24 protein-coding genes are annotated in these 22,935 nt (G+C 64.3%); 12 read left to right on the top strand and 12 right to left on the bottom strand.

Going from position 1 to position 22,935, the window contains the following annotated elements; genetic code table 11:
• Positions 1–63: 63 nt before the first annotated feature.
• The 7 genes from cysQ to JX25_RS10810 all read left to right on the top strand — a co-directional run bounded on the left by cysQ (position 64) and on the right by JX25_RS10810 (position 7,899).
• Positions 64–855 (top strand): 3'(2'),5'-bisphosphate nucleotidase CysQ, encoded by a 792-nt coding sequence (gene cysQ / locus JX25_RS10840; protein ID WP_128254992.1) that lies wholly within the window; start codon positions 64–66, stop codon positions 853–855.
• On the top strand, positions 855–1,652 hold the full coding sequence (gene kdsB, locus JX25_RS10835) for a 3-deoxy-manno-octulosonate cytidylyltransferase (protein WP_128254991.1): 798 nt from the start codon (positions 855–857) through the stop codon (positions 1,650–1,652). Before cysQ ends, kdsB begins: the two co-directional genes overlap by 1 nt.
• Positions 1,653–1,761: 109 nt before the next feature.
• The gene (galU, locus tag JX25_RS10830; RefSeq protein WP_128254990.1) at positions 1,762–2,655 is read left to right on the top strand and encodes a UTP--glucose-1-phosphate uridylyltransferase GalU; all 894 of its coding nucleotides are present in this window, start codon (positions 1,762–1,764) and stop codon (positions 2,653–2,655) included.
• 3 nt (positions 2,656–2,658) lie between these two features.
• Positions 2,659–3,729 (top strand): glycosyltransferase family 2 protein, encoded by a 1,071-nt coding sequence (locus tag JX25_RS10825; RefSeq protein ID WP_421780716.1) that lies wholly within the window; start codon positions 2,659–2,661, stop codon positions 3,727–3,729.
• Between the two features lie 75 nt (positions 3,730–3,804).
• Positions 3,805–4,806 carry a glycosyltransferase family 2 protein gene (locus tag JX25_RS10820; protein ID WP_128255257.1) on the top strand — a complete coding sequence of 334 codons (1,002 nt, stop codon included), beginning with the start codon at positions 3,805–3,807 and terminating at the stop codon, positions 4,804–4,806.
• Positions 4,803–6,500 (top strand): DUF5927 domain-containing protein, encoded by a 1,698-nt coding sequence (locus tag JX25_RS10815; protein WP_128254989.1) that lies wholly within the window; start codon positions 4,803–4,805, stop codon positions 6,498–6,500. Before JX25_RS10820 ends, JX25_RS10815 begins: the two co-directional genes overlap by 4 nt.
• A 1-nt stretch (position 6,501) precedes the next feature.
• Positions 6,502–7,899 carry a nodulation protein NodH gene (locus JX25_RS10810; RefSeq protein ID WP_128254988.1) on the top strand — a complete coding sequence of 466 codons (1,398 nt, stop codon included), beginning with the start codon at positions 6,502–6,504 and terminating at the stop codon, positions 7,897–7,899.
• Here the strand turns inward: JX25_RS10810 and JX25_RS10805 are convergent.
• From JX25_RS10805 to JX25_RS10775, 7 genes are all read right to left on the bottom strand, one after another.
• Positions 7,896–8,360, bottom strand: a complete 465-nt coding sequence (locus JX25_RS10805; RefSeq protein ID WP_128254987.1) for a PTS sugar transporter subunit IIA — start codon at positions 8,358–8,360, stop codon at positions 7,896–7,898. The genes JX25_RS10810 and JX25_RS10805 overlap by 4 nt on opposite strands.
• Before the next feature lie 24 nt (positions 8,361–8,384).
• Positions 8,385–8,960 carry a ribosome hibernation-promoting factor, HPF/YfiA family gene (gene hpf, locus JX25_RS10800; RefSeq protein ID WP_128254986.1) on the bottom strand — a complete coding sequence of 192 codons (576 nt, stop codon included), beginning with the start codon at positions 8,958–8,960 and terminating at the stop codon, positions 8,385–8,387.
• Between the two features lie 109 nt (positions 8,961–9,069).
• Positions 9,070–9,801, bottom strand: coding sequence for an LPS export ABC transporter ATP-binding protein (gene lptB, locus JX25_RS10795; protein WP_128254985.1), 732 nt, complete (start codon positions 9,799–9,801; stop codon positions 9,070–9,072).
• Positions 9,798–10,283 carry a lipopolysaccharide transport periplasmic protein LptA gene (lptA, locus tag JX25_RS10790; RefSeq protein ID WP_128254984.1) on the bottom strand — a complete coding sequence of 162 codons (486 nt, stop codon included), beginning with the start codon at positions 10,281–10,283 and terminating at the stop codon, positions 9,798–9,800. Before lptA ends, lptB begins: the two co-directional genes overlap by 4 nt.
• A gap of 19 nt (positions 10,284–10,302) precedes the next feature.
• Entirely contained in the window at positions 10,303–10,902 is a 600-nt protein-coding gene (locus JX25_RS10785) for an LPS export ABC transporter periplasmic protein LptC (protein WP_128254983.1), read from the bottom strand.
• A gap of 1 nt (position 10,903) precedes the next feature.
• A complete protein-coding gene (locus tag JX25_RS10780) occupies positions 10,904–11,857 on the bottom strand; it encodes a KpsF/GutQ family sugar-phosphate isomerase (RefSeq protein ID WP_128254982.1) in 954 nt (317 codons plus the stop codon).
• Positions 11,838–12,452 carry a ribonuclease D gene (locus tag JX25_RS10775; RefSeq protein WP_128254981.1) on the bottom strand — a complete coding sequence of 205 codons (615 nt, stop codon included), beginning with the start codon at positions 12,450–12,452 and terminating at the stop codon, positions 11,838–11,840. The genes JX25_RS10780 and JX25_RS10775 overlap by 20 nt, the downstream gene beginning before the upstream one ends.
• 126 nt (positions 12,453–12,578) lie before the next feature.
• Here JX25_RS10775 and JX25_RS10770 point away from each other — a divergent pair, with 126 nt between their 5' ends.
• Positions 12,579–14,009, top strand: a complete 1,431-nt coding sequence (locus JX25_RS10770; protein WP_164876111.1) for a metallophosphoesterase family protein — start codon at positions 12,579–12,581, stop codon at positions 14,007–14,009.
• On the opposite strand, the gene JX25_RS10765 is transcribed toward JX25_RS10770, so the two are convergent.
• From JX25_RS10765 to pncA, 5 genes are all read right to left on the bottom strand, one after another.
• On the bottom strand, positions 13,997–14,674 hold the full coding sequence (locus tag JX25_RS10765; protein ID WP_128254979.1) for a fumarylacetoacetate hydrolase family protein: 678 nt from the start codon (positions 14,672–14,674) through the stop codon (positions 13,997–13,999). The genes JX25_RS10770 and JX25_RS10765 overlap by 13 nt on opposite strands.
• A 50-nt stretch (positions 14,675–14,724) precedes the next feature.
• Positions 14,725–15,378: a peroxiredoxin gene (locus tag JX25_RS10760; protein ID WP_128254978.1), complete on the bottom strand. Its 654-nt coding sequence runs from the start codon at positions 15,376–15,378 to the stop codon at positions 14,725–14,727.
• Between the two features lie 151 nt (positions 15,379–15,529).
• Complete coding sequence (locus JX25_RS10755) at positions 15,530–16,000, bottom strand: RNA pyrophosphohydrolase (RefSeq protein WP_128254977.1); 471 nt, start codon at positions 15,998–16,000, stop codon at positions 15,530–15,532.
• 1 nt (position 16,001) lies between these two features.
• Positions 16,002–17,294, bottom strand: a complete 1,293-nt coding sequence (gene pncB / locus JX25_RS10750; protein WP_128254976.1) for a nicotinate phosphoribosyltransferase — start codon at positions 17,292–17,294, stop codon at positions 16,002–16,004.
• A 1-nt stretch (position 17,295) separates the two neighbouring features.
• Complete coding sequence (gene pncA / locus JX25_RS10745) at positions 17,296–17,889, bottom strand: bifunctional nicotinamidase/pyrazinamidase (RefSeq protein ID WP_128254975.1); 594 nt, start codon at positions 17,887–17,889, stop codon at positions 17,296–17,298.
• 104 nt (positions 17,890–17,993) lie between these two features.
• On the opposite strand from pncA, the gene trhO reads away from it, so the two are divergent.
• Genes trhO through JX25_RS10725 form a run of 4 tightly spaced genes read left to right on the top strand, consistent with a single transcriptional unit; the run spans position 17,994 to position 22,884 of the window.
• Entirely contained in the window at positions 17,994–18,860 is an 867-nt protein-coding gene (trhO, locus tag JX25_RS10740) for an oxygen-dependent tRNA uridine(34) hydroxylase TrhO (protein WP_128254974.1), read from the top strand.
• Between the two features lie 57 nt (positions 18,861–18,917).
• The gene (gpmI, locus tag JX25_RS10735) at positions 18,918–20,426 is read left to right on the top strand and encodes a 2,3-bisphosphoglycerate-independent phosphoglycerate mutase (protein WP_128254973.1); all 1,509 of its coding nucleotides are present in this window, start codon (positions 18,918–18,920) and stop codon (positions 20,424–20,426) included.
• Positions 20,423–21,532 carry a murein hydrolase activator EnvC family protein gene (locus tag JX25_RS10730; protein ID WP_128254972.1) on the top strand — a complete coding sequence of 370 codons (1,110 nt, stop codon included), beginning with the start codon at positions 20,423–20,425 and terminating at the stop codon, positions 21,530–21,532. Before gpmI ends, JX25_RS10730 begins: the two co-directional genes overlap by 4 nt.
• 8 nt (positions 21,533–21,540) lie before the next feature.
• Positions 21,541–22,884 (top strand): S41 family peptidase, encoded by a 1,344-nt coding sequence (locus tag JX25_RS10725; RefSeq protein ID WP_128254971.1) that lies wholly within the window; start codon positions 21,541–21,543, stop codon positions 22,882–22,884.
• The last annotated feature ends 51 nt before the right edge of the window (positions 22,885–22,935 follow it).

Here is a 22,935-nt window from a genome sequence, read left to right as displayed (position 1 = left end):
CACGATGATGATAAAGGGCATCGGCGCCGCGATCAACGCGTCCTGGCAGAGATGGAGACGACGATGGACTTCGACACCCTCATTCCCACGCTGCGCGGGCTTGCCCTGCAAGCGGGCGACCGGATCATGGAAATCTACGAGGCACCTGATTTCGACGTGCGCGCCAAATCCGATGACAGCCCCGTCACCGCCGCGGATGAGGCTGCCGATGCGCTGATCGCCGAAGGTCTGCGCGCGATCTTCCCCGGTATTCCCCTGATCACCGAAGAACAGGCCCAAAGCCATGCGCTGACGGCCAGCACCTTCCTGATCGTCGACCCGCTGGATGGCACAAAGGAATTCGTGCAGCGCCGCGGCGATTTTACCGTCAACATCGCTTATGTCGAAAACGGCGTACCGGTGCGTGGCGTCGTTTATGCTCCCGCCAAAGGCCGGCTGTTCTATACGCAGGCCGATGGCACCGCGGTGGAAGAAACGGGCGTCCTGCACAAGGAGGTTGTTGGCGATCTGGTCCCTCTCAAGGTGTCCTCGCCCGACAATTCCGCGCTGATGGTGGTGGCGTCCAAATCCCACCGCGATCAGGCTACGGATGACTATATCGGGAAATACGCCGTGCGCGACATGACCAGCGCCGGGTCCAGCCTGAAATTCTGCCTTGTCGCCACGGGAGAGGCGGACCTTTATCCGCGCCTTGGCCGCACGATGGAATGGGATACGGCCGCGGGCGACGCGGTTCTGCGGGGCGCCGGTGGGCGCGTGGTGCGTTTTGATGACCACACGCCGCTGGCCTATGGCAAGCCGGGCTGGGAGAACCCGTTCTTCATCGCCTGCGCCCCGGGCGTGGAGCTGAAGTGATGTCGGTCCTGATCGCGATTCCCGCCCGCTATGCCTCCACCCGCTATCCCGGCAAGCCGCTGGTCGCGCTGCGCGGCCCCGACGGCGAGGGCAAGACCCTGATTCGCCGCAGCTGGGAAGCGGCGATGGCCGTTCAGGGGGTGGACCGCGTGGTTGTCGCCACGGATGACGACCGCATTCGCGATCATGCCGAAGCCTTCGGGGCAGAGGTCGTGATGACCTCTGTGGACTGCCGCAACGGCACCGAACGATGCGCCGAGGTGGCGCGAAAGCTTCCCGGCCACGATATCGTGGTGAACCTTCAGGGGGATGCGCCGCTGACGCCTGCCTGGTTCATCGAGGATCTGGTCGCAGGCCTGCGCGCCGATCCGGAGGCCGAGATCGCCACCCCCGTTCTGCGGTGCGACGGAGAAGCGCTGAACGGCCTGCTGGCGGACCGCCGCGCCGGCCGTGTCGGCGGCACCACCGCCGTGTTCGGTGCGGGCGGGCGGGCGCTATATTTCTCGAAGGAAGTCATCCCCTACACCGGGCAGACCTTTGCCGATGATGCACCCACGCCGGTGTTCCATCATGTGGGGGTTTACGCCTACCGGCCCGACGCACTGGCCGCATATCCCAGTTGGGATATCGGCCCGCTGGAAACGCTGGAAGGGCTGGAGCAGCTTCGCTTTCTTGAAAACGGCCGCCGCATCCTGTGTGTTCAGGTGGAGGCCCGTGGCCGCCAGTTCTGGGAGCTTAACAACCCCGAGGACGTTCCGCGGATCGAGGCGATGCTGGCCGCGATGAACACACGTTGAAAGCGAGGAATGGCGGTCTAATTCCGCTCGGTACGCCGGCGATGGCTTGTAAATCGCGGGCAAATCAACCTTACTGACGTCATTCTGATGTCGGGAATAAGTGAGAGTCATGAGCACCAAAAAGGTCACTAAAGCCGTATTTCCTGTTGCCGGCATGGGAACGCGCTTCCTGCCCGCCACGAAGTCCGTCCCTAAGGAAATCCTGTCCCTGGTGGACCGTCCGCTGATCCAGTATGCGATCGACGAGGCCCGCGCCGCCGGCATCGAGGAGTTCATCTTCGTGACCTCGCGCGGGAAGTCGGCGCTGGAGGATTACTTCGACGTCTCGCCCACGCTGGAAGCTTCGCTCAAGGCTTCGGGCAAGGACGAACTGCTGCAAATCCTTGGCACGACCAACATGGATGACGGGCGCATCGCCTATGTCCGCCAGCATCGCGCGCTGGGTCTGGGCCATGCCGTGTGGTGCGCGCGCCGGCTGATCGGTGACGAACCCTTTGCGGTCATGCTGCCCGACGACGTGATCGCCGCTGACAAGCCGTGCCTGCAGCAGATGGTCGAAGCTTACGAAGAAACCGGCGGCAATGTCGTGGCCGCGATGGAAGTCCCGACCGAACGGACGAAATCCTATGGCATCCTTGATGTGGCCGAGGACATGGGCGACATGGTTCGCGTGAAGGCGATGGTGGAAAAGCCCAAAAGCAACCCGCCTTCGAACCTTGCCGTGATCGGCCGCTACATCCTCACCCCCGAGGTTCTGAACACGCTGGACCGTCAGGAAACCGGCGCGGGCGGCGAAATCCAGCTGACCGACGCCATCGCGCGCGAGATAGAGACGTCGAACAACGTCTACGGCTTCCGCTTCAAGGGCCAGCGTTACGACTGCGGTTCCAAGGCAGGCTTCCTGCAGGCAACCGTGGCCTTTGGCCTGGCGCGCGACGATCTGCGGGACGAATTCAGCCACTTCCTGACCGACGTGGTGGCTGCGCAAAAGCTGGCCCAGTAAATCGTGCTCTGGCGGAGCCCGACCGCACCGCCAGCAGCCATTCTGGAGCTGCCACCCCTGCGCCATTCGCTCCGCGAATGGCGCATCGCTTATGGGCTGTGGTGGAAGCGCCAGCGCCTTCTGCGCCGCGCCCGCCGCGCCCGCCATGATCTGCAGGCGCTGTGCGACCGGACGGCGTCGATCAGGCCCGGCGCGATCCTGTCCTTTGCAACCATCCGGAACGAACGTTCACGCCTGCCGTTTTTCCTTGATCACTGTCGCCGCCTTGGCGTCCGGCACTTCCTGATCGTCGACAATCACAGCAATGACGGATCCTGCGAATATCTGCGGGATCAGCCCGACGTCTCGCTCTGGTCCACCAAGGCCGGATACAAGGCGGCAAGGTTCGGGCTGGACTGGACGACATGGCTTCTGATGCGTCACGGCGACGGTCATTGGTGCCTGACGCTGGATGCGGATGAACTGCTGATATACCCGCATTGGGAAACCCGCGATCTGCATGCGCTGACAAACTGGCTGGACCGGACAGGCCAGCAGATGTTTCCCGCGATGATGCTGGATCTGTTCCCGAAAGGCCCGGTCGGTCTGCAGCCCGAGGACGACGATCCACTGCGCCACCTGTGCTGGTTCGATCACGGCAACTATTCCGTCCGCGTGCAGCCGCGGATGCGCAACCTTTGGATACAGGGCGGCCCGCGCAGCCGTGCGCTGCTTGATGACCCGAGGCGCGGGCCAACCCTGAACAAGGTGCCGCTGATCCGGTGGCGGCGCCACTATGCTTACGTCAACTCCACCCACTCGGCCCTGCCTCGCCGCCTGAACCGGGTTTATGCCGAAGACGGGGGAGAGATGTCGTCGGGTGTACTTTTGCACACGAAGTTCCTCGACTCTGCACCCGCCCGTGCCATCATCGAAAAAGCGAGGGGGGAGCATTTCTTCGACGGAAACCTTTACGCAGGGTATTATGACGCCGTGGCAGCAAATCCGGATCTTTGGCATCGTCACGCCCAGCGCCTGACCGGTTGGCGGCAACTTGAGTCGCTTGGCCTGATGTCCCGCGGGGGGTGGGCATGAACACATGTTTACAGCGCTGCAGTTAATCCCTAAAAATTTCCTAATAATTTTCAGGGAGGTGCGGTGGTGAGCTTGATGTCGACATTCCGGCTTCGCCTGAGCCGTGAGATGTGGCATCTGCGCGCCCGCCAGCGTCAGCGTGACCTGACTGCTGTCGCCAACCGGACCGGACGCATCAGGCGCGGCGATATTCTTCTTTTTTCCACCCTGCGGAACGAACGGATCAGACTGCCGTATTTCCTGGATTATTATCGTCGGCTTGGGGTCAACCACTTCCTGTTCGTGGATAACGGCAGCGATGACGGGTCGCGCGATTACCTTGTGCGGCAGCCCGACACGTCGGTCTGGGTCACGCATCAAAGCTACAAGCGGGCCTATTTCGGCGTGGACTGGCTGAACGGGCTGCAGCGCCGTTTCGCCCACGGGCATTGGTGCCTGACGGTCGATCCGGATGAATTCCTTGTCTATCCCTTCTGCGATACACGGCCGCTGCGCGCGCTGACGGATTGGCTGGAAAGCTCATCGGTCCGGTCGTTGTCGGCGATGCTGCTGGATATGTATCCGCAAGGGCCGATCGATGCGCGCCCATACCGTGAAGGACAGGATCCGTTCGAGATCGCCTGCTGGTTCGACAGCGGAAATTACCAGATCAGTCGCAACGGGCGCTATGGCAACCTGTGGATACAGGGCGGCCCGCGCAGCCGCGCCTTCTTCGCCGATCAACCGCAGTCTGCCCCTGCGCTGAACAAGATCCCGCTGGTACGCTGGCATCGCAACTATGCCTATATCAGCTCCACCCACATGATGCTGCCGCGCGGGCTCAACAACACCTATGATCGCTGGGGCGGCGAAAAACCTTCCGCCTGCCTGTTGCATGCCAAGTTCCTGGATACCTTCGGGGTGAAAGCGGAAGAAGAGGTTCGCCGCGGCGAACACTATGCCCAAAGCCGCGAATACATTGCCTATCGCGAACAGGTGGCCCAGCACCCCGATCTTTGGACAAGGTGGAGCCAGCAATACGTGAACTGGCGCCAGCTGGAGATTCTTGGCCTGATGTCGAAGGGGAACTGGGCATGACCGTGGGCTTCGTCATGCTGTGCCACACCGCGCTGGATCGTGCGGCGCAGGTGGCCCGGCACTGGGCCGAACAGGGGTGCCCGGTGGTCATCCATGTCGATGCACGCGTGCGCCAGCGCGTCTTCCGCGAGATGCGGTCCAGCCTGGCGGACCTGCGCAAGCTGGTCCGGTTCAGCCCGCGCCACCGCTGCCAATGGGGCGGGTGGAACATCGTCGCGGCCACGCAAGAGGCTACCAGCCTGATGCTGCGCGAGTATGCGGACGTGAATCACGTCTTCCTCGCCTCGGGTTCGTGCCTGCCATTGCGCCCCGTCTCTGAACTGGCCGCTTATCTGGATGAACGGCCCGACACCGATTTTATCGAATCTGTCATGACCGAAGAGGTCGGCTGGACGATCGGCGGGCTGAACATCGAGCGGTTCCGGTTGTTCTTCCCGTTCTCGTGGCGGCGGCACCGCCGGTTGTTCGATCTTTCGGTGCGGGTGCAACGGCGGATGGGGTTGCGGCGGCGCATACCGGCAGGGCTCGTGCCGCATCTGGGCAGCCAGTGGTGGTGCCTGACGCGGCAAACGCTGGCGGCCATTCTGGAAAGTCCGGACCGCGCACATCATGACAGGTATTTCCGGCGGGTCTGGATTCCTGACGAAAGCTACTTCCAGACGCTGGTGCGGCGATATTCCTCCAACGTGGAAAGTCGGTCACTGACGCTGTTCAAGTTCGATTTCCAAGGCAAGCCGCACATCTTCTATGACGATCACCTGTCGCTTCTGCGCCGGTCAGATTATTTCGTCGCACGCAAGGCCTGGGCGCATGCCGACCGTCTTTACGAGGCCTTCCTTGCCCCGAAAGAGCTTCGCCCGCCGAACGCCGAACCCAATCCCGGCCGGGTCGACCGGCTGTTTTCTGCCGCGAAAGAACGGCGCTTGAAGGGGCGGGCCGGGCTTTACATGCAAAGCCGCTTTCCCGTCGACAACTTCGAGAATGGCAAGACCGCAGGCCGGTACTCGCTGTTTCAGGGGTTCGCCGAGTTGATCCCGGATTTTCAAAACTGGCTGGCACAGATCACGGATACCCGCGTGCATGGCCATATCTTTGGCCCGGAACGGGTGGAATTTGCGGGCGGGGAAACCGTTTACCACGGCGGGCTGTCCGACAGCGCGAAGCTGCGCGATTACAACCCGAAAAGCTTCCTTGCCAGCCTGATCTGGAACACGCGGCCCGAACACCAATGCTTCATGTTCGGTCCGGCCGACAACCAGAAGATCAACAGCTTCATGGCTGCCGATCCGAACGCACATATCTTCGTTGTCACGGGGGCATGGGCGGTGCCGCTTTATCGCTCGGGCCTTCCCTTTGCCGATATCCGCCGCGAGGCGGCCCGGCTTCAGCGGGTGGAGATGGAGCTTCTTGAGCTGCTGAACCTGCACTGGGTCAAGGCGCATGTGCGGATCTGGTCGCTGGCCGAATTTCTGGACCATCCGCTTGAACCCCTTCAAACCATCGTGGAAGAAACCGCCCCGCGCCTGCGCCCACGCCTGACATCGGCGCCGCAGGTTGTGGATCTGGCGGGGTTCGGCCGCTTTCTTCAGGATCTGCGAAACCACGGCATGCAGCCGATGGTGATGGGCGACTATCCCGCCAGCGATATGTTCCACACCGATGACCGGCAGAACCGGCCTTATCTTGTGAGTTGAAATGCCCTTCACCAGCTTCGTCATGTTTGCCGCCATGCGGACCGGCTCCAACTTTCTGGAAGCCAACCTCAACGCCATTGCGGGCATCGCCTGCCATGGCGAGGTGTTCAACCCAAGCTTCATGGGCAAGCTGAACCAGACCGAGATGTTCGGAATGGACATGGCCGCCCGCAATGCCGACCCGCTGGCGGTGCTGTCCGCCATGCGCGCACAAACAGACGGGTTGGCCGGCTTCCGGCAGTTTCAGGACCATGATCCGCGCGTGACGGAGGCCGTGCTGGCCGACCCTTCCTGCGCCAAGATCATCCTGACGCGCAATCCGCTGGAATCCTATGTCTCGTTGCTGATCGCGCGCGAAACGGGGCAATGGAAGCTGACACATGCCGGCAAGGCCCGCAGCGCCCGCGTCCGCTTCAATCCTGAAGAATTCGAACGCCATGTGGATGATCTGGGCCTGTTCTACCAGCATGTCCTGCACCGCCTTCAGGTCAGCGGGCAAACGGCGTTCCACATCGATTACGAGGATGTGCAGGACATCGACGTGCTGAACGGCCTCGCCTCGTTCCTTGGGGTCGAAGGGCGGCTGGAGGCGCTGGACGGCAAGCTGAAGAAGCAGAACCCCGAACCGCTTTCGGATAAGGTCGAAAATCCGGATGCCGTCGAAGAAGCCCTGGCCCGCATCGACCGATTCCATTTTGCCCGCATCCCGAATTTCGAACCGCGCCGCGGCGCCCCGCTGCCCACCTTCATCGCGGGGGCAGAGGTGCCGGCCCTGTATCTGCCGATGCGCAACGGGCCGGACGATCAGGTGGCCGCGTGGTTGGGCGCATTTGCGGGCGGAGTGGTGGAAAAGATGGATGGGCGCACATTCCGGCAATGGCGCGGCCGGCTGGGCGCCTATCGCAGCTTCACGGTGCTGCGGCATCCCCTGGCACGGGCGCATACGGCCTTTTGCACCCAGATCCTGTCAAACGCGCTGCCGGGATTTCGCCAGCAGTTGATCCGCCGCTATGATCTGCCGCTTCCCGCACCGGGGCAGCAGATGAGGCTGGAGGATCATCGCGCGGCGTTTCTGGCATTCCTGCGGTTTCTGAAACTGCATGTCGCGGGCCAGTCGGGCATGCGGGCCGAGGGGGGCTTCGCCTCTCAGGTCGCGATGCTGGACGGCTTCGGCCAGTTCCGCAGCCCCGACCTGATCCTGCGCGAGGACAGGTTGGCCGAAGGGCTGGCCTTCTTCGCCTCGCAGTTCGACATGCCTGCGCCGCCTTTGCCGGCCCCGGCGGCAGAAGCCGTTCCACTGGCAGCCCTCGTGGATGACGAGATCGAAGCGGCAGCGCGCGAAGCCTATCACCGCGATTACGAGACGTTCGGCTTCGGCGACTGGCGCGACGGCGGTTAGGCCGCCTGTGTTCCGCGCGTTTCCGTCAGGATGGCGTAAAGCTTGGCCGGATCGGCATTGGCGCGCAGCTTCTGGCAGATGGAAGCGTCGCGCATCGTGCGCGACACCAGCGCCAGCGCCTTCAGGTGGTCCACGCCCGAATCCTTCGGGGCGAACAGAGCAAACACCAGATCAACAGGCTGGCGATCCACGCTGTCATAGTCCAGCGGCTTTTCCAGCCGGATGAACACGCCCTGAATGCCCGGCAGGTTGTGCAGCCGGGCATGGGGCAGGGCGATGCCATGGCCCACGCCCGTGGGGCCAAGGCTTTCACGTTCCTGCAGGCCATCCGTGGCGCTTGCAGCCGTCAGTCCATAGGCTGCGGCCGCAATATCGCCCAGCTCTTGGAACAAGCGCTTCTTGCTCGTCAAATGGCCTGTCACGCGCACGGCTTCCGGCGCGAGAATCTTGCTCAGTTCCATGGCATCCCCGGCCGGTTCCGGCCTCTATCGGCTGTTGCGCGGGTCGATCCAGCCGATATTTCCGTCTTCGCGACGGTATACGACATTCACGCCCCCATGTCCTTCATTGCGGAAGACAAGCATCTGCTGCCCCCCAAGTTCCAGCTGCATGACCGCCTCGCCCACCGTGATGGAGGGCACGCGGGCCTCCGTCTCGGCAACGATCATCGGCTGCCATACATGATCTTCGGGCTCGTCGGCCTCTTCCGATGGCGCGAGGATATAGGAGGATGCGCCACCGAATTCAACCGGGGTCGTCCGTTCGCGCTGGTGATCGCGCAGGCGGCGTTTGTAGCGGCGGACCTGCTTGTCCATCCGTTCACGCGCGGCTTCGAACGCGGCATAGATTTCGCTTGCACGGCCATTGGCCGAAATGTTCAACCCGGTCGACAGATGCATCACGACTTCGCAGGTGTATTCATGCGCTATTCGGGAAAAGAAGATCATGGCGTCGGTGGGGCGCTGCGCATATTTTTCAATAAGTTCGCCCAGTTCCGACCGGACATGGGTTTGCAACGCGTCGCCGATGTCGATCTGTTTGCCGGTGATCTGGTAGCGCATGGTCATCCTCCTTCAGAAGAGTGGACCTTGAAGGCCCATACTTCAATGATGGGGATGTGGCGCGTGAAATCCAGTGTTCGTTTTTACAAGGCCGACACAATCGGCATGTTCAGGCAAGCGTGAAGCTTTCCCCAAGATAAACCTGCCGCACCATCGGATCGGCAACGATCTCTTCGGTGGAGCCGCTTTTCAGGATCGTGCCATCATGCAGGATGTAAGCACGATCAACGATTCCCAGCGTTTCGCGAACGTTGTGGTCGGTGATCAGCACGCCAAGGCCACGGCCTTTCAGATCATGCACCAGGTGGCGGATCTCGGCCACGGCGATCGGGTCCACGCCCGCGAAAGGTTCATCCAGAAGGACATAGGAGGGGTCGGCGGCAAGGCAGCGCGCAATCTCGGCCCGGCGGCGTTCCCCGCCCGAAAGCGCAAGGGCAGGGGCCCGGCGGATATGGGTGATGGAGAAATCCGAAAGCAGCTCCTCCAGCCGTTCGCGCCGGCGCTTTGGGTCCGGCTCGCGGATTTCCAGAACGGCAAGGATGTTGTCCTCCACCGACAGGCCGCGGAAAATCGATACCTCCTGCGGCAGATAGCCGATGCCCAGCCGCGCGCGGCGATACATCGGAAGGGCAGTCACGTCGCGCCCGTCGATCAGCACCTCGCCGCCTTCGGGCGTGACAAGCCCCGCGATCGCGTAAAAGCAGGTGGTCTTGCCCGACCCGTTCGGGCCCAGCAGGGCCACAACCTCGCCCCGCTTCAAGTCCAGCGAGACATCGCGGATCACCGGACGGCGCTTGTAGCTTTTGCGCAGGTTGCGGACGGCAAGGCCCTGCACCGTCATTGCGACGCTCCGGGGCGGAAGGTGGTCCGCACACGGCCTTCCATCCGGCCGGTGCCGGCGGCGGCGTCGATCACCAGCCGCTGTCCCGCGATGGTGCTTTGCCCCTGCGTCAGCAACACGTCGCCCGTCATCTCGATCAGGCCCGAGGCGATGGTATAGCTGGCCTCCTGCGCCTCGGCGGCGATGCTTTCATTGGCCAGCGTCACATTGCCGCTGGCCTGAAGGGCGCGGATCTCGCCCTCGTCGGCGCCGTATTCGACCTGCACGGTATCTGCCGCCAGCCGCAATTCGCCTTGGCTGACGCGTACATTGCCGGTGAAGGTCGCCTGACCGCTGGCCTGATCCACCGAAAGCTGATCGGCATCCACGCTGACGGGGGCCGAGGTATCCTGACGCATCCCGCCCATCTCGATCTGTGCGGTCTGGGCAACAGCCAGTGCGGGGGATGACAGGCAGGCAAGCAGAATCAGCGCTTTCAGCATCAGGGCACCGGGGGTTGGGTCAGTTGGATGGGGTGTATATCAGCTTGACCCCGTCCGTGAAGTCCAGCCGGTAATCGGTCTCACCATCGGTTTTCAGCACCATTCCGCCCGCGGTAAGTTGGCCCATGGGGGCCGTTGCCGTCACGGGGCCCTGTCCTTCCAGCCGCGTGGCATCGGTGCGGGCAGTCAGCGAGGGCAGGCGGATGTCATAGCCAAGCGTGTTGTGCAGCCGCACCTGCCCCGACATCTCGATGATGCCGGCCTCTCCGTCGAAGGTACCGCTTCCGGCCTGCATCCGCGTTTCCACGCCGTCGGGGGTGGTCAGGTCGGCGCGCAGGGCGGTGATGGTGGCCGCGCGCCCTTCGGCAGGTGGGCGGGCTTCGGCGGCGGCAATGTTCAGCCGCGCGCCATCGCCCGTCAGGCCGGACCATGTGGGCTGCGTCAGGCGCGGATCCATGGCGCGTCCGGTCACGTCCACCTCGGCATAGGGGATCGCGTCTTCGGGGTTCACCGTGCGGGAAACCAGAAAGATCGTGGACAGCATCACCAGCGCCGCCAGCGGAAGGATCACCTTCAGCCAGGCCACAAGACGGGTATGCCGGTCCGTGATCTTCGCCATGTCAGACGATCCCGGCGCGCAGGCAATCGTGGATCTGGATCAGGCCGACGGGGCGTTCGCCTTCCACCACGAACAGGGCGGTGATCTTGCGGTCCTGCATGACGGCCACGGCCTTTTCGGCCAGCGCCTCGGGGGTGCTGGTGCGGGGGCCGCGGGTCATCACTTCGCCGGTGGTATGGCCCAGAAGGCCCGCCATGTGGCGGCGAAGGTCGCCGTCGGTGATGATGCCGGTCAGCCGGTCCCCTTCGGTCACGCCCAGAACGCCAAGGCCCTTGCCGCTCATCACCAGAAGCGCCTCGGTCATGGGCATGTCGAAGGGCACCAGCGGCAGGTCGGTGTGCATCAGGTCCGCCACGCGGGCCAGTCTTGCGCCCAGCTTGCCGCCCGGGTGGAAGATGCGGAAATGTTCGGGTGTGAACTGCCGGTGTTCCATCAGCGCCACGGCCAGTGCATCGCCCAGCGCCAGCGTCATGGTGGTGGAGGTCGTGGGCACCACGCCCGTGCCGCATGCCTCGGCCGCGGCGGGCAGGACCAGCGCCACATCGGCCTGCCGCAGCAGCGTCGAATCAGGGCGCGAGGCGATGCCGATCAGCGGGATCGAAAATCGCCGCGTATGGGCCACCAGATCCGCCAGTTCCGGCGTTTCGCCCGAATTGGACAGGACCAGCGCCACATCCTCGGCGGTGACCATGCCCAGATCGCCATGGCTCGCCTCGGCTGGGTGCACGAATTGCGCCGGCGTGCCGGTAGAGGCAAGGGTAGCCGCGATCTTGCGCGCGATATGCCCCGACTTGCCCATGCCGGAAACGATTACGCGGCCACGGGCACGCAGGATCATCTCCACCGCGTCGGCGAAGGTTTCATCCAGCGCCACGCCCAGCGCGGTCAGGGCCTGCGCCTCGATCTCGATCACGCGGCGGGCGGCGGCAAGGTAGTCAGTGGCGGAAGATGTCATTCGGCTCGTCCCATCCCATCAGGTCCAGCTGTGCGCGCGTGGGCAGGAAATCGAAGCAGCGCTGGGCCAGTTCCGTCCGCCCCTCGCGTGCGAGGCGTTTTTCCAGTTCAGCCTTCAGCGCGTGCAGGTGCAGCACGTCCGAGGCGGCGTAATCCATCTGGGCCTGCGTCAGCTCCTCCGCGCCCCAGTCCGAGGTTTGCTGCTGCTTGGACACGTCCACCCCCACCAGTTCGGACAGCAGGTATTTCAGCCCGTGCCGGTCGGTGAAGGTGCGGATCAGCTTGGAGGCGATCTTGGTGCACCAGACCGGCGCGGCCGTGACCCCGAAGGCGTTCTGAAGCGCGGCAATATCGAAGCGGCCATAGTGGAACAGCTTCACGACGTCCGGATCGGCCAGCAGGCGTTCAAGGTTCGGCGCCCGCGTTTGCCCGCGCGCGATCTGCACAAGATGCGCATCCCCGTCACCCGCCGACAGCTGCACGACGCACAGCCGGTCGCGGCGCGGGTCCAGTCCCATGGTTTCGGTGTCAATCGCGACCACGGGGCCGAGGGTCAGGCCGTCGGGCAGGTCGCTTTTGTGCAGGTGGAGTGTCATGGCCGTTCCGGATGCGGATGATCTTCTTTCAGCTATGCGCTTTGGGCCGCGACCGCAAGGAATGGCTGCCGTCACGGGGTTGTCACAGGGATGTCGTATTGCCGCCCCGTCCTGACGGAGCCTGCCATGACCGACCCCTACAGCCACCGCATCGGCCTTCTTGCCGATCCGCATGTCCATGCAACGCGCATCCCCGGCATCGAGGGGCCGGCCCTTCGCCCGCTGGCCGACACGATGGCCTCGTCGCGCGTATATAACGAAAGCGTTCCCGCTTTCCGCGCCGCGCTGGAGGGGATGGAGGCGCAGGGGATCGGCCTTGTCCTGATCCTTGGCGATCTGACCGATGACGGGCAGGAAACGGATCTGCGCACGGCACGCGCCATTCTGGCCGAGCATGAGGCGCGGGGCATGCGGTTCCTGATGGTGCCCGGCAACCATGACATGTTCGGGATGCGGGGCCGCCACCTGATGCAAAGCTATCTGGCGCAGGGCGGCGTGCAGCGCCGGTGCAGCGCCCCGGGGGCGGATGTGCTGGATCCGGGCATGCGCAGCCTCGGCTATCCCGAGGCGCTGGCCCTGCTGCCCGGCCTTGGCTTCACCCCCGATCCGCGCGATCTGCACTGGGAAACGCCTTTCGGCACGGCAGACTGGGCAGCGCGGGCTTATGACCTGACGGCCGGGGGGATCACGCACCGGCAAATCGACGCCTCCTATCTTGTGGAACCGGCGGAGGATCTTTGGATCCTGTCCGTTGATGCCAACCATTTCCCCCCGGTGGCGCAGCCTGCGGCGGGCGCGCTGGATCCGGTGGCGGACCCTAATTCCCAAGGCTGGGGGCCGGTCCTGCGGGATCGTCCTTATCTGGCCGCATGGATGGCCGATGTGGCGCGCCGCGCACGCGATGGTGGCAAAAGGCTGATCACCATCTCGCATTATCCGATGATCGAACCGGCCGACCGCGCCCTTGCGCTTGATCTGCCGCTTCGCGATGGCCAGCCCGATCCGGCCCGTGCGGGCGTGGCCGAGGCGTTGCGGCAGACAGGCATCGGGCATGTCATGACGGCCCATTACCACCTTGATGCAGATCTGTGGCTGGGCGGGGCGGATGGGCGCGTGCTGGCCAACCACGCCGTTCCCTCCACCGTGACATGGCCGGGCGCTTACCGGACCTTGGGGCCGGACGGGCTGGTGACGCATCCGGTGCGGCCCTCGCAGTATTCCGAAGGCGATCCTTATGACGGGGCGCTGCCGCTGGATGATTACGGCGCCTTCCTGAAAGCCCATTACGAAGCGCAGCTGCCTTGGCGCTATTACGCCAGCGAATGGCCGAAAGCCGCGCTGTCGCGCCTGGACGAGGTGCCGCTGGCGCAGCTGATCCCCGAAGCGGGGCCCGTGGCGGACATGCCCGCCCGTGTTGCAGCGGATGACTGGTATCACCTGCGCAAGGGGGCTCCGATCCCGCCGGAGCGCCTTCGCATCTATGCCCGTCTGGCGGCCAACCCGCTGGACGGGCTGACGCGCCGCCTGACCGCCTTTGCGCGCGATTACGCGGCGTAGGTGACGGCGACCGGCTCCAGCCCCTCGATCCCGCCCTCGACGCGGCTGCCTGCTGTCACCGCACCGATTCCGGCGGGCGTTCCGGTGAACACCAGATCGCCCGCATCCAGATGATAGAAGCGCGAAAGATAGGTCAGCACTTCCACCGGGCCGCGAACCATGTCTGCGATGGTGCCGTCCTGGCGCAACTGGCCGTCAAGGGTCAGCCAGATGCGCTGGTTTGCAGGGGTGAAGTCGCGGCTGATCGAGGCCAGAATGGCGGACTGTTCAAAGTTCTTGGCGAAATCCCACGGACGGCCCTTGGCCTTGGCGGCGGCCTGAAGGTCGCGGCGTGTCATGTCCAGCCCGCAGGCATAACCAAAGATCGCGGCGCGCGCCTGATCCTCGGTCGCGTTGAAAAGGGGCGCGCCAAGGGCGATCACCAGCTCCATTTCGTAATGCAGATTGTCCGTGCCGGGGGCGAGGGGGATCGTCTCGCCCGTGGGGACAAGGGCTTGGGCATCCTTCATGAAGAAGAACGGGGCTTCGGGATCGACCGACGATCCGACCTCTTTCGCGTGGTCGGCATAGTTCTGGCCGACGCAGAAGATGCGGTGCACCGGATAGGTGTCCGTTTCACCCTTCACAGGCAGGGTCGGATAGGATTTCGCTGGAAACAGGGTCATGTCGGCTCCTCCGTGGACGCGGAGGAGCCTGCGTCAGTGACGCGACGGTTTCAAGGCTGCTTGGCAAACCGCAGGTAGGGCAGCTTGATGTCCAGATCGCCGAAGCGTTCCTTTGCCTGATCGTCGTTCAGGCTCAGCGCCACGATGACGTCCTGGCCGGGCTGCCAGTTGGCGGGCGTTGCGATCGGAACGCCGTCGGTGGCCTGCACCGCATCCAGTGCGCGCAGGATTTCGGCGAAGTTGCGGCCCACCGACATCGGATAGGAAATGGTCAGCCGCACCTTCTTGTCCGGCCCGATCAGGTAGACCGTGCGCACGGTGGCGGTATGGGCGGGGGTGCGCCCTTCCGTTGGCGCATAGAACTCGGCCGGCAGCATGTCATAGGCTTTCGACACGGTCAGCGAGGTGTCGTCGATGATCGGAAAGTCGGCGGGATTTCCGGCAACAGCCTCGATGTCGCGCTTCCACTTCTGGTGTTCGTCCACCGTATCGACGGACACGCCGATCACCTTGGTATTGCGCTTGGCAAATTCGTTCGCAAGCTGCGCCACGGCGCTGAATTCGGTTGTGCAAACGGGGGTAAAATCACGCGGGTGGCTGAAGACGATGCCATAGCTGTCGCCCAGCCATTCGTGAAAGCGGATCGTGCCGGCGGTGGACTCGGCGGTGAAATCGGGCGCGATGTCGTTGATGCGGATGGACATGGAAGCTCCGTTGCTGAACCTGCGGGGAAGGTAACGCGGCGGGCGGCCCGATGCACCACCCCCCGCCGAAAAAAGACCGCCCGCCCCGCCACATCGCCCCTCCGCAGGAAAAGCGCCCTGAACGGGCGCCTTGTGCAAGACCAGAATGCCGTCAGGCAAGGTGGGTGCGGAATGCCGCCACGACCTGTTCATAAACGTCACGCTTGAACGGCACGATCGCGGCGATCATCGCATCCGCATCTATCCATCGCCATTCGGAAAACTCCGGATGGTCGCTGTCGATGCGCACTTGGTCGTCGCTGCCCTTGAAGCGGAACAGGAACCACTTCTGGCGCTGGCCGCGATACTTGCCGCCCCAGACCTTTCCCAGAAGTTCGGGCGGCAGATCATAGGTGACCCAGTCATCGGTCTGGCCGATCTGGTCCACCAGATCGGCGGTGACGCCGGTTTCCTCCCACAGCTCGCGCAGGGCGGCGGCCTCGGGCTCTTCGCCCTGGTCGATCCCGCCTTGCGGCATCTGCCATGCAGGAGCCGTGCTGTCGATGCGGCGGCCTGCGAATATCAGCCCGTCACCGTTGATCAGCATAACGCCCACGCAGGGGCGATAGGGCAGGTCGGTCATCTTACACCTTCACGTCGTATGCCACCTGTTCGCCCACGCCGAAGACGCGCTTGTAGCGGGCGACCTGATCGGCGGGGCCAAGGGCCTTGCTGGGATTGTCCGACAGCTTCACCGTGGGGCGGCCATCGGCGGAAACGGCCTTGCAGACAAGGCTGAACGGATCAAGTGCGCCGTCGGGCACAAGGCCGCGGAAATCGTTGGTCAGCATTGTGCCCCAGCCGAAGGACACGCGCACGCGTCCGGTGAACTGCGCGTGCAGTTCCTCGATCTTTTCCACGTCCAGCCCGTCCGAAAAGATGATCAGCTTGTCGCGCGGATCCTCGCCCCGGTCCTGCCACCAGCGGATCGCGCGTTCCGCACCTTCGGCGGGGTCGCCGGAATCAAGCCGGATGCCGGTCCATTTCGTCAGCCAGTCGGGGGCGCGGGACAGGAAGCCATCGCTGCCGAAGGTATCGGGCAGCATGACGCGCAGGTTGCCCTCATGCTCCTCGTGCCAGTCGGCCATGACCTTGTAGGGTGACTGCGCCAGTTCGGCATCGGTTTCGGCCAGTGCTGCCGTGACCATCGGCAACTCGTGCGCGTTGGTGCCGATCGCCTCCACCTCGCGGCGCATGGCGATCAGGCAGTTGGAGGTGCCGGTGAACCGGTCGCCCAAGCCTTCCATCATCGCCTGCACGCACCAGTCCTGCCACAGGAAGGAATGGCGGCGGCGGGTGCCGAAATCGGCAATCAGCAGACCGTCGATCTTTTTCAGGCGTTCGATCTTTTCCCACAGCTTCGACATGGCGCGGGCATACAGCACCTGGATCTCGAACCGGCCCATGCGTTCCAGCACCGCGCGCGAGCGAAGCTCCACCAGGATCGCCAGCGCGGGAATTTCCCACAGCATCACCTCGGGCCATTTGCCTTCGAATGTCAGCTCGTACTGGCCGTCCTTCTTTTCAAGGTGATAGGGGGGCAGCTGCAGATTCTCGAACCACTCCATGAATTCAGAGCTGAACATCTGGCGCTTGCCGTAAAAGGTGTTGCCGCGCAGCCATGTCGATTCGCCCCGCGTCAGGCGCAGGCTGCGCACGTGATCAAGCTGCTGGCGCAACTCCCCCTCGTCGATCAGGTCTGCCAGCCGGATCGAAGTGCTGCGGTTGATCAGGCTGAACTTCACGACCGTCTGCGGGCGGTTGCGCAGGATCGACTGGCACATCAGCAGTTTATAGAAATCCGTGTCGATCAGGGACCGGACGATTGGATCGATCTTCCATTTGTGATTGTGCACGCGGGTCGCGATATCGACCATCTCAGTCCTCCAGTATCACGCCGGCGGCGCGCATCCTCCCGCGCGCCTCCTCCAGCGATCCGTTCAGGTCGATTGCGCGGCTGGCGCCAAGCGCCACGCGGACGTCAAAGCCCAGCCGCGCGGCATCCAGCGCCGAAAAGGCAACGCAGAAATCTGTCGCAAGGCCGGCCAGCGTCACCGCCGTCACGCCCCGCGCGCGCAGATACCCGTCCAGCCCCGTCGGCGTGGTCCGGTCATTTTCGTAAAAGGCGGAATAGCTGTCGATGGCGCTGCGGAAGCCCTTGCGCAGGATAAGATCCGCAGGTGCCGTTTGCAGATCGGGATGAAATGCCGCGCCGTCCGTGCCCTGCACGCAATGCGTGGGCCACAGGACCTGCGGCCCGTAAGGCATCTGCGTCATCGAAAACGGTTCGGCCCCGTGATTGGCGGCAAAGCTGGAATGGCCCTCGGGATGCCAGTCCTGCGTCAGCACGCGCACGGGATGATCCGCCATCATCGCGTTGATCCGCGGGATGATGGCGTCGCCCTCGGCCACGGCCAGTGCGCCGCCGGGACAGAAATCGTTCTGCACGTCGATGACGATCAACGCGTCCATCGGCTTCCCCTTCCCCCTTTGAAGGCCAATGATGGGTAGGGGGCCTGCCGCCGGTCGTCAATGGCGGGCTTGATTTTCGCCGGCGTTGGGCGCATCTGCGCGGCATGTTCACCGTTGCCGCGCTTTACCACTTCACCCGCTTTGCCGATCCTGCCGCCCTGATCGCGCCGCTGCGCGCCGTGGCGGATGGCGGGGGCGTGCGCGGATCGCTTCTGATCGCGGGCGAGGGGATCAATGGCACCATCGCCGGCCCTCGTGCCGGCATCGACGCTGTTCTGGACGCCATCCGGGCGCTTCCCGGCTGTGCGGATCTGGAATGGAAGGAAAGCACTGCGCAGGAAATGCCGTTCGACCGGCTGAAGGTTCGTCTGAAGCGCGAGATCGTGACCATGGGCCAGCCGGACGTGGATCCCCGTGCCCGCGTTGGCCATTATGTTCAGGCGGCAGACTGGAACGATCTGATCCGCCAGCCAGACGTCGTGGTGATCGACACCCGCAACGATTACGAGGTGGAGATCGGCACATTCGAAGGCGCGATCGATCCGCATACCAGATCCTTCGGCGAATTCCCGCAATGGTGGGAAGAAAACAAGGCCCGCTTCCACAACAAGCGCGTCGCGATGTTTTGCACCGGTGGCATCCGCTGCGAAAAATCCACCAACTTCCTGCTGGGGCAGGGGGTGGAGGATGTGTTCCACCTGAAGGGCGGCATCCTGAAGTATCTTGAAGAGGTGCCGCAGGAAGACAGCCTGTGGAACGGCGAATGCTATGTCTTCGACAAGCGGGTATCAGTTACGCACGGGCTGGGGCAGGGCAGCTATGGCATGTGCCACGCCTGCGGCCGGCCCGTGGATGCGCAGGCCAGGGCGCACCGCGATTACGAAGAAGGCGTCGCGTGCCCCCGCTGCATCGGCGAATATTCCGATGATGACCGCGCCCGTTTCCGGATGCGGCAACGCCAGCGCGGCTGACGGTTGCCGCCTCCGGCCTTGCACCTTACAACCATGCCGGAGCAAGGAGGGCCGCCCATGACCAAACCCGTCGTTCTGTGCATTCTGGATGGCTGGGGCCTGAGGGACGAGCGTGAGGCGAACGCCCCCGCGCTGGCCCACACGCCCAACATGGACCGCCTGATGGCCACCTGCCCGCATTCCACGCTGGTGACGTTTGGCCCCGATGTGGGCCTGCCCAAGGGCCAGATGGGCAATTCCGAGGTTGGCCACACCAATATCGGGGCAGGGCGCGTCGTGGCGATGGATCTGGGCCAGATCGATCTTGCGATCGAAGATGGTTCCTTCGCGCAGAACCCCGCACTGGTGGCGTTTGCCGACAGGTTGAAGGCCACCGGCGGGACGGCGCACCTGATGGGCGTCATCTCGGACGGTGGGGTGCATGGGCATATCGTGCATGTTCTGGCGGCAGCGCGGGCCGTGGCGGCGCGGGGCGTGCCGGTGGTGCTGCATGCCGTGACCGACGGGCGCGACGTTGCGCCCTCGTCGGCGCGCGGGTTCATGGCGCAATTGCTGGAAGGGCTGCCGCAGGATGTGCGCGTGGGCACCGTGTCGGGGCGATATTATGCGATGGACCGCGATAACCGGTGGGAACGGGTGATGCGCGCATGGTCGGCGATCGTGGAGGCACAGGGCGAAACCGCACCCGGCGCTGCCGAGGCGGTGGATCTGGCCTATGCCCGCGGCGAAACGGATGAGTTCATCGCCCCCACCGCGATCGGTGGCTATGCGGGCGTGAAGGATGGCGACGGCTTCTTCTGCCTGAACTTCCGCGCCGACCGTGCGCGGGAAATCCTGTCCGCGCTGGCCGATCCGGCCTTTGATGCGGCCCCGCGCCGCGATGTGCGCTGGGCTGCCGTTCTGGGCATGGTGGATTATTCCAAGGCGCATGATGCCTTCATGACCACCGTCTTTCCCAAGCAGACCATCGTCAACACGCTGGGCGAATGGGTGGCCGCGCAGGGCAAGACGCAGTTCCGGCTGGCCGAGACGGAAAAGTACCCTCATGTCACTTTCTTCCTGAATGGCGGGCGCGAACAGGCATTTCAGGCCGAAGACCGCTTCATGCCAAAATCGCCCAAGGTCGCGACCTATGATCTTCAGCCCGAGATGTCGGAGCCCGAGGTGGCCGAGCAGTTGGTTGGCGCGATCCGCCACGGCTATGACCTGATCGTGGTCAACTTTGCCAATCCCGACATGGTGGGCCATACCGGCGTGCTGGAAGCCGCGATGGCGGCCTGCGAGGCGGTGGATACCGGCCTTGGTCAGGCGCTGCAGGCGCTTGAGGCGGCAGGCGGGGCGATGCTGGTCATTGCCGATCACGGCAACTGCGAAACGATGGTGGATCCCGTTACCGGCGGGCCGCATACGGCGCATACCACGAACCTTGTTCCGGCGATCCTGTTCGGCGGGCCCGAAGGTGCCACGCTGCGCGATGGCCGCCTTGCCGATGTGGCTCCGACGCTGCTGCAGTTGATGGGCCTGCCGCAACCGGCCGAGATGACGGGAAAGAGCCTGATCGCATGATACGCCGCGCTGCCCTGATCCTGTGCCTTCTGGCGCAGCCGGTCTGGGCTGCGGATGTGGCCGGACAGGCGCAACAGGCTGCGGCGGACCTGCGCCGGGCCGTGGGAGACATGGAAGCCGCCCGGACGGGACGCGACCGTGTCGCCGCCCTGACCCGTACCATCGGGGCCTATGAAGACGGGCTGGCCGCCCTTCGGGAAAGCCTGCGGGGGGTTGTGGCACGCGAAACCGCGCTGAAGGCCGAGCAGGAAGCGAAACAGAGCCAGGTCTCGCAGTTGCTTGGGGCGCTGGCGCGCATGCAGGGGGAACCGGGGCCGATGTTGCTTCTGCACCCCGGTGGGCCGCTGGATACGGTGCGCACCGGCATGATCATGGCCGATATCGCCCCCGCACTTCAGGCCGAAGCGGATGCCTTGCGCGCGGAACTGACCGAGTTGCAGAACCTGCGCGCCGTGCGGCACGCGGCGGTGGAAACGCTGGCCGAGGGCCTTGGGACCGCGCAACAGGCACGGGTGGCGCTGGGGCAGGCAATCTCGGACCGGACCGATCTGCCGCGCCGGTTCGTCGATGATCCGGCCGTGCTGCGTGCGCTTCTTGAAAGCTCCGACACGCTGGATGCCTTCGCGGCGGGGCTGGATCCTGCTGGCATGCCACCCGGTTTCGCCCAGTCTAAGGGCAAGTTGCCCCTGCCGGTCCACGGAACGCTGATCCGCAGGGCGAACGAGGCGGATGCCGCGGGCGTCCGGCGGCCCGGTATCATTCTTGCCGCTGCCTCTGGCGCGCTGGTTACGGCGCCTGCCGCCGCCACCATCCGCTATCGCGGGCCGTTGACCGACTACGGAAACGTGATGATCCTTGAACCGGGCGACGGGTATCTGATGGTGATCGCGGGCATGGAAACCGTGTATGGCGAAGTGGGCGAGGTGGTGCCTGCGGGGGCCGCTTTGGGGTTGATGCCCGGCAGCGATCAGGGTCTGGTGGAGTTTCTGGACAAGGCGGCAGATGCGCAGACCCCGATCGTGACGGAGACGCTGTATCTGGAAATGCGGCAGGGAACGGGGCCGGTTGATCCCGCCGACTGGTTCACAGGGCTTCGGGGAAGATAGGACGAGAGATGAGGAAATATGTTCTGGCCGCGCTTGGCGGCACCGTGGCAGGTGTTCTGGCCACCACGCAGCTGGCCGCGCCGCTGATCGCGCAGGAACAGAAGCATGAATCCTCGATCTATGAACAGCTTGATCTGTTCGGCGACGTGTTCGAGCGTATCCGCAACCAGTATGTCGAAGAGGTCGATTCCAAGGAATTGATCGATTCCGCGATCAGCGGGATGCTGACATCGCTGGACCCGCATTCCAGCTATATGCCGCCCGATGCCTTCAGCGACATGCAGGTGCAGACGCGCGGAGAATTCGGCGGGCTGGGGCTGGAGGTCACGCAGGAAGACGGCTTCGTGAAGGTCGTCACGCCCATGGATGACACGCCTGCGGCTGCGGCGGGGCTGCAGCCGGGCGATTTCATCACGGCCGTGGATGGCGAATCGTTGCAAGGCCTGCCGCTGGACGAGGCGGTGGACAAGATGCGTGGGCCGGTCGGCTCGGAGATCGTGGTGACGGTGGTGCGGGAAGGCCGCGCCGAACCGTTCGATGTTTCCATGGTGCGCGACACGATCAAGCTGACGGCCGTTCGGTCCAGCACGGTGGGCGGGCATACGCTGGTGCTGCGGGTTTCGACCTTCAACGACCAGACCTATCCGGGGGTGGAGGCCGAGATGAAGAAGCGGGTCGAGGAACTGGGCGGCATGGAGAACGTGAACGGCATCGTGCTGGATCTGCGCAACAACCCCGGCGGCCTTCTGACGCAGGCCATCAAGGTATCGGATGCGTTCCTGAACGAAGGCGAGATCGTTTCCACCCGCGGGCGGAACGCGCAGGACAACGAACGCTATAACGCGACGCCGGGGGATCTGGCGGACGGGAAACCGATCGTGGTGCTGATCAATGCAGGCTCCGCTTCCGCTTCGGAAATCGTGGCGGGGGCGTTGCAGGATCACAAGCGCGCCATCGTCGTCGGCACGAAAAGCTTCGGCAAGGGGTCGGTCCAGACGGTTGTTCCCGTGCGCGGGGAAGGGGCGATGCGCCTGACGACGGCGCGTTACTACACGCCCTCGGGGCGGTCGATCCAGGCCCTTGGTGTTTCCCCCGACGTTGTCGTGGACCAGCCGCAGCGCGATCCCGACACCACGCCCGAGGATGCCGAAAAGGGCTCGGCCGTGAATCCGCGTTCGGAATCCAGCCTGCGGGGCATCCTGTCGAACGATTCGATGACGGATGAGGAGCGCGAGCAGCTGGAAGCCGACCGCGCACTGGTGGAGGAAACGGCAAAGCTGCGCCAGGATGATTACCAGCTGGCCTATGCCGTGGACATCCTGCGCGGTCTGTCGGCGATGGCCGGCAACTGAGGAAGGGCGGGCGCCCCCCTATCCCGCGGGGGTGCCCGCGCAGCCCTTCGG

It is taken from the genome of Falsirhodobacter deserti, from assembly GCF_004015795.1.
In the GTDB taxonomy this organism is placed as follows: domain Bacteria; phylum Pseudomonadota; class Alphaproteobacteria; order Rhodobacterales; family Rhodobacteraceae; genus Falsirhodobacter; species Falsirhodobacter deserti.
This window is presented reverse-complemented; position numbering and strand designations above follow the sequence as displayed.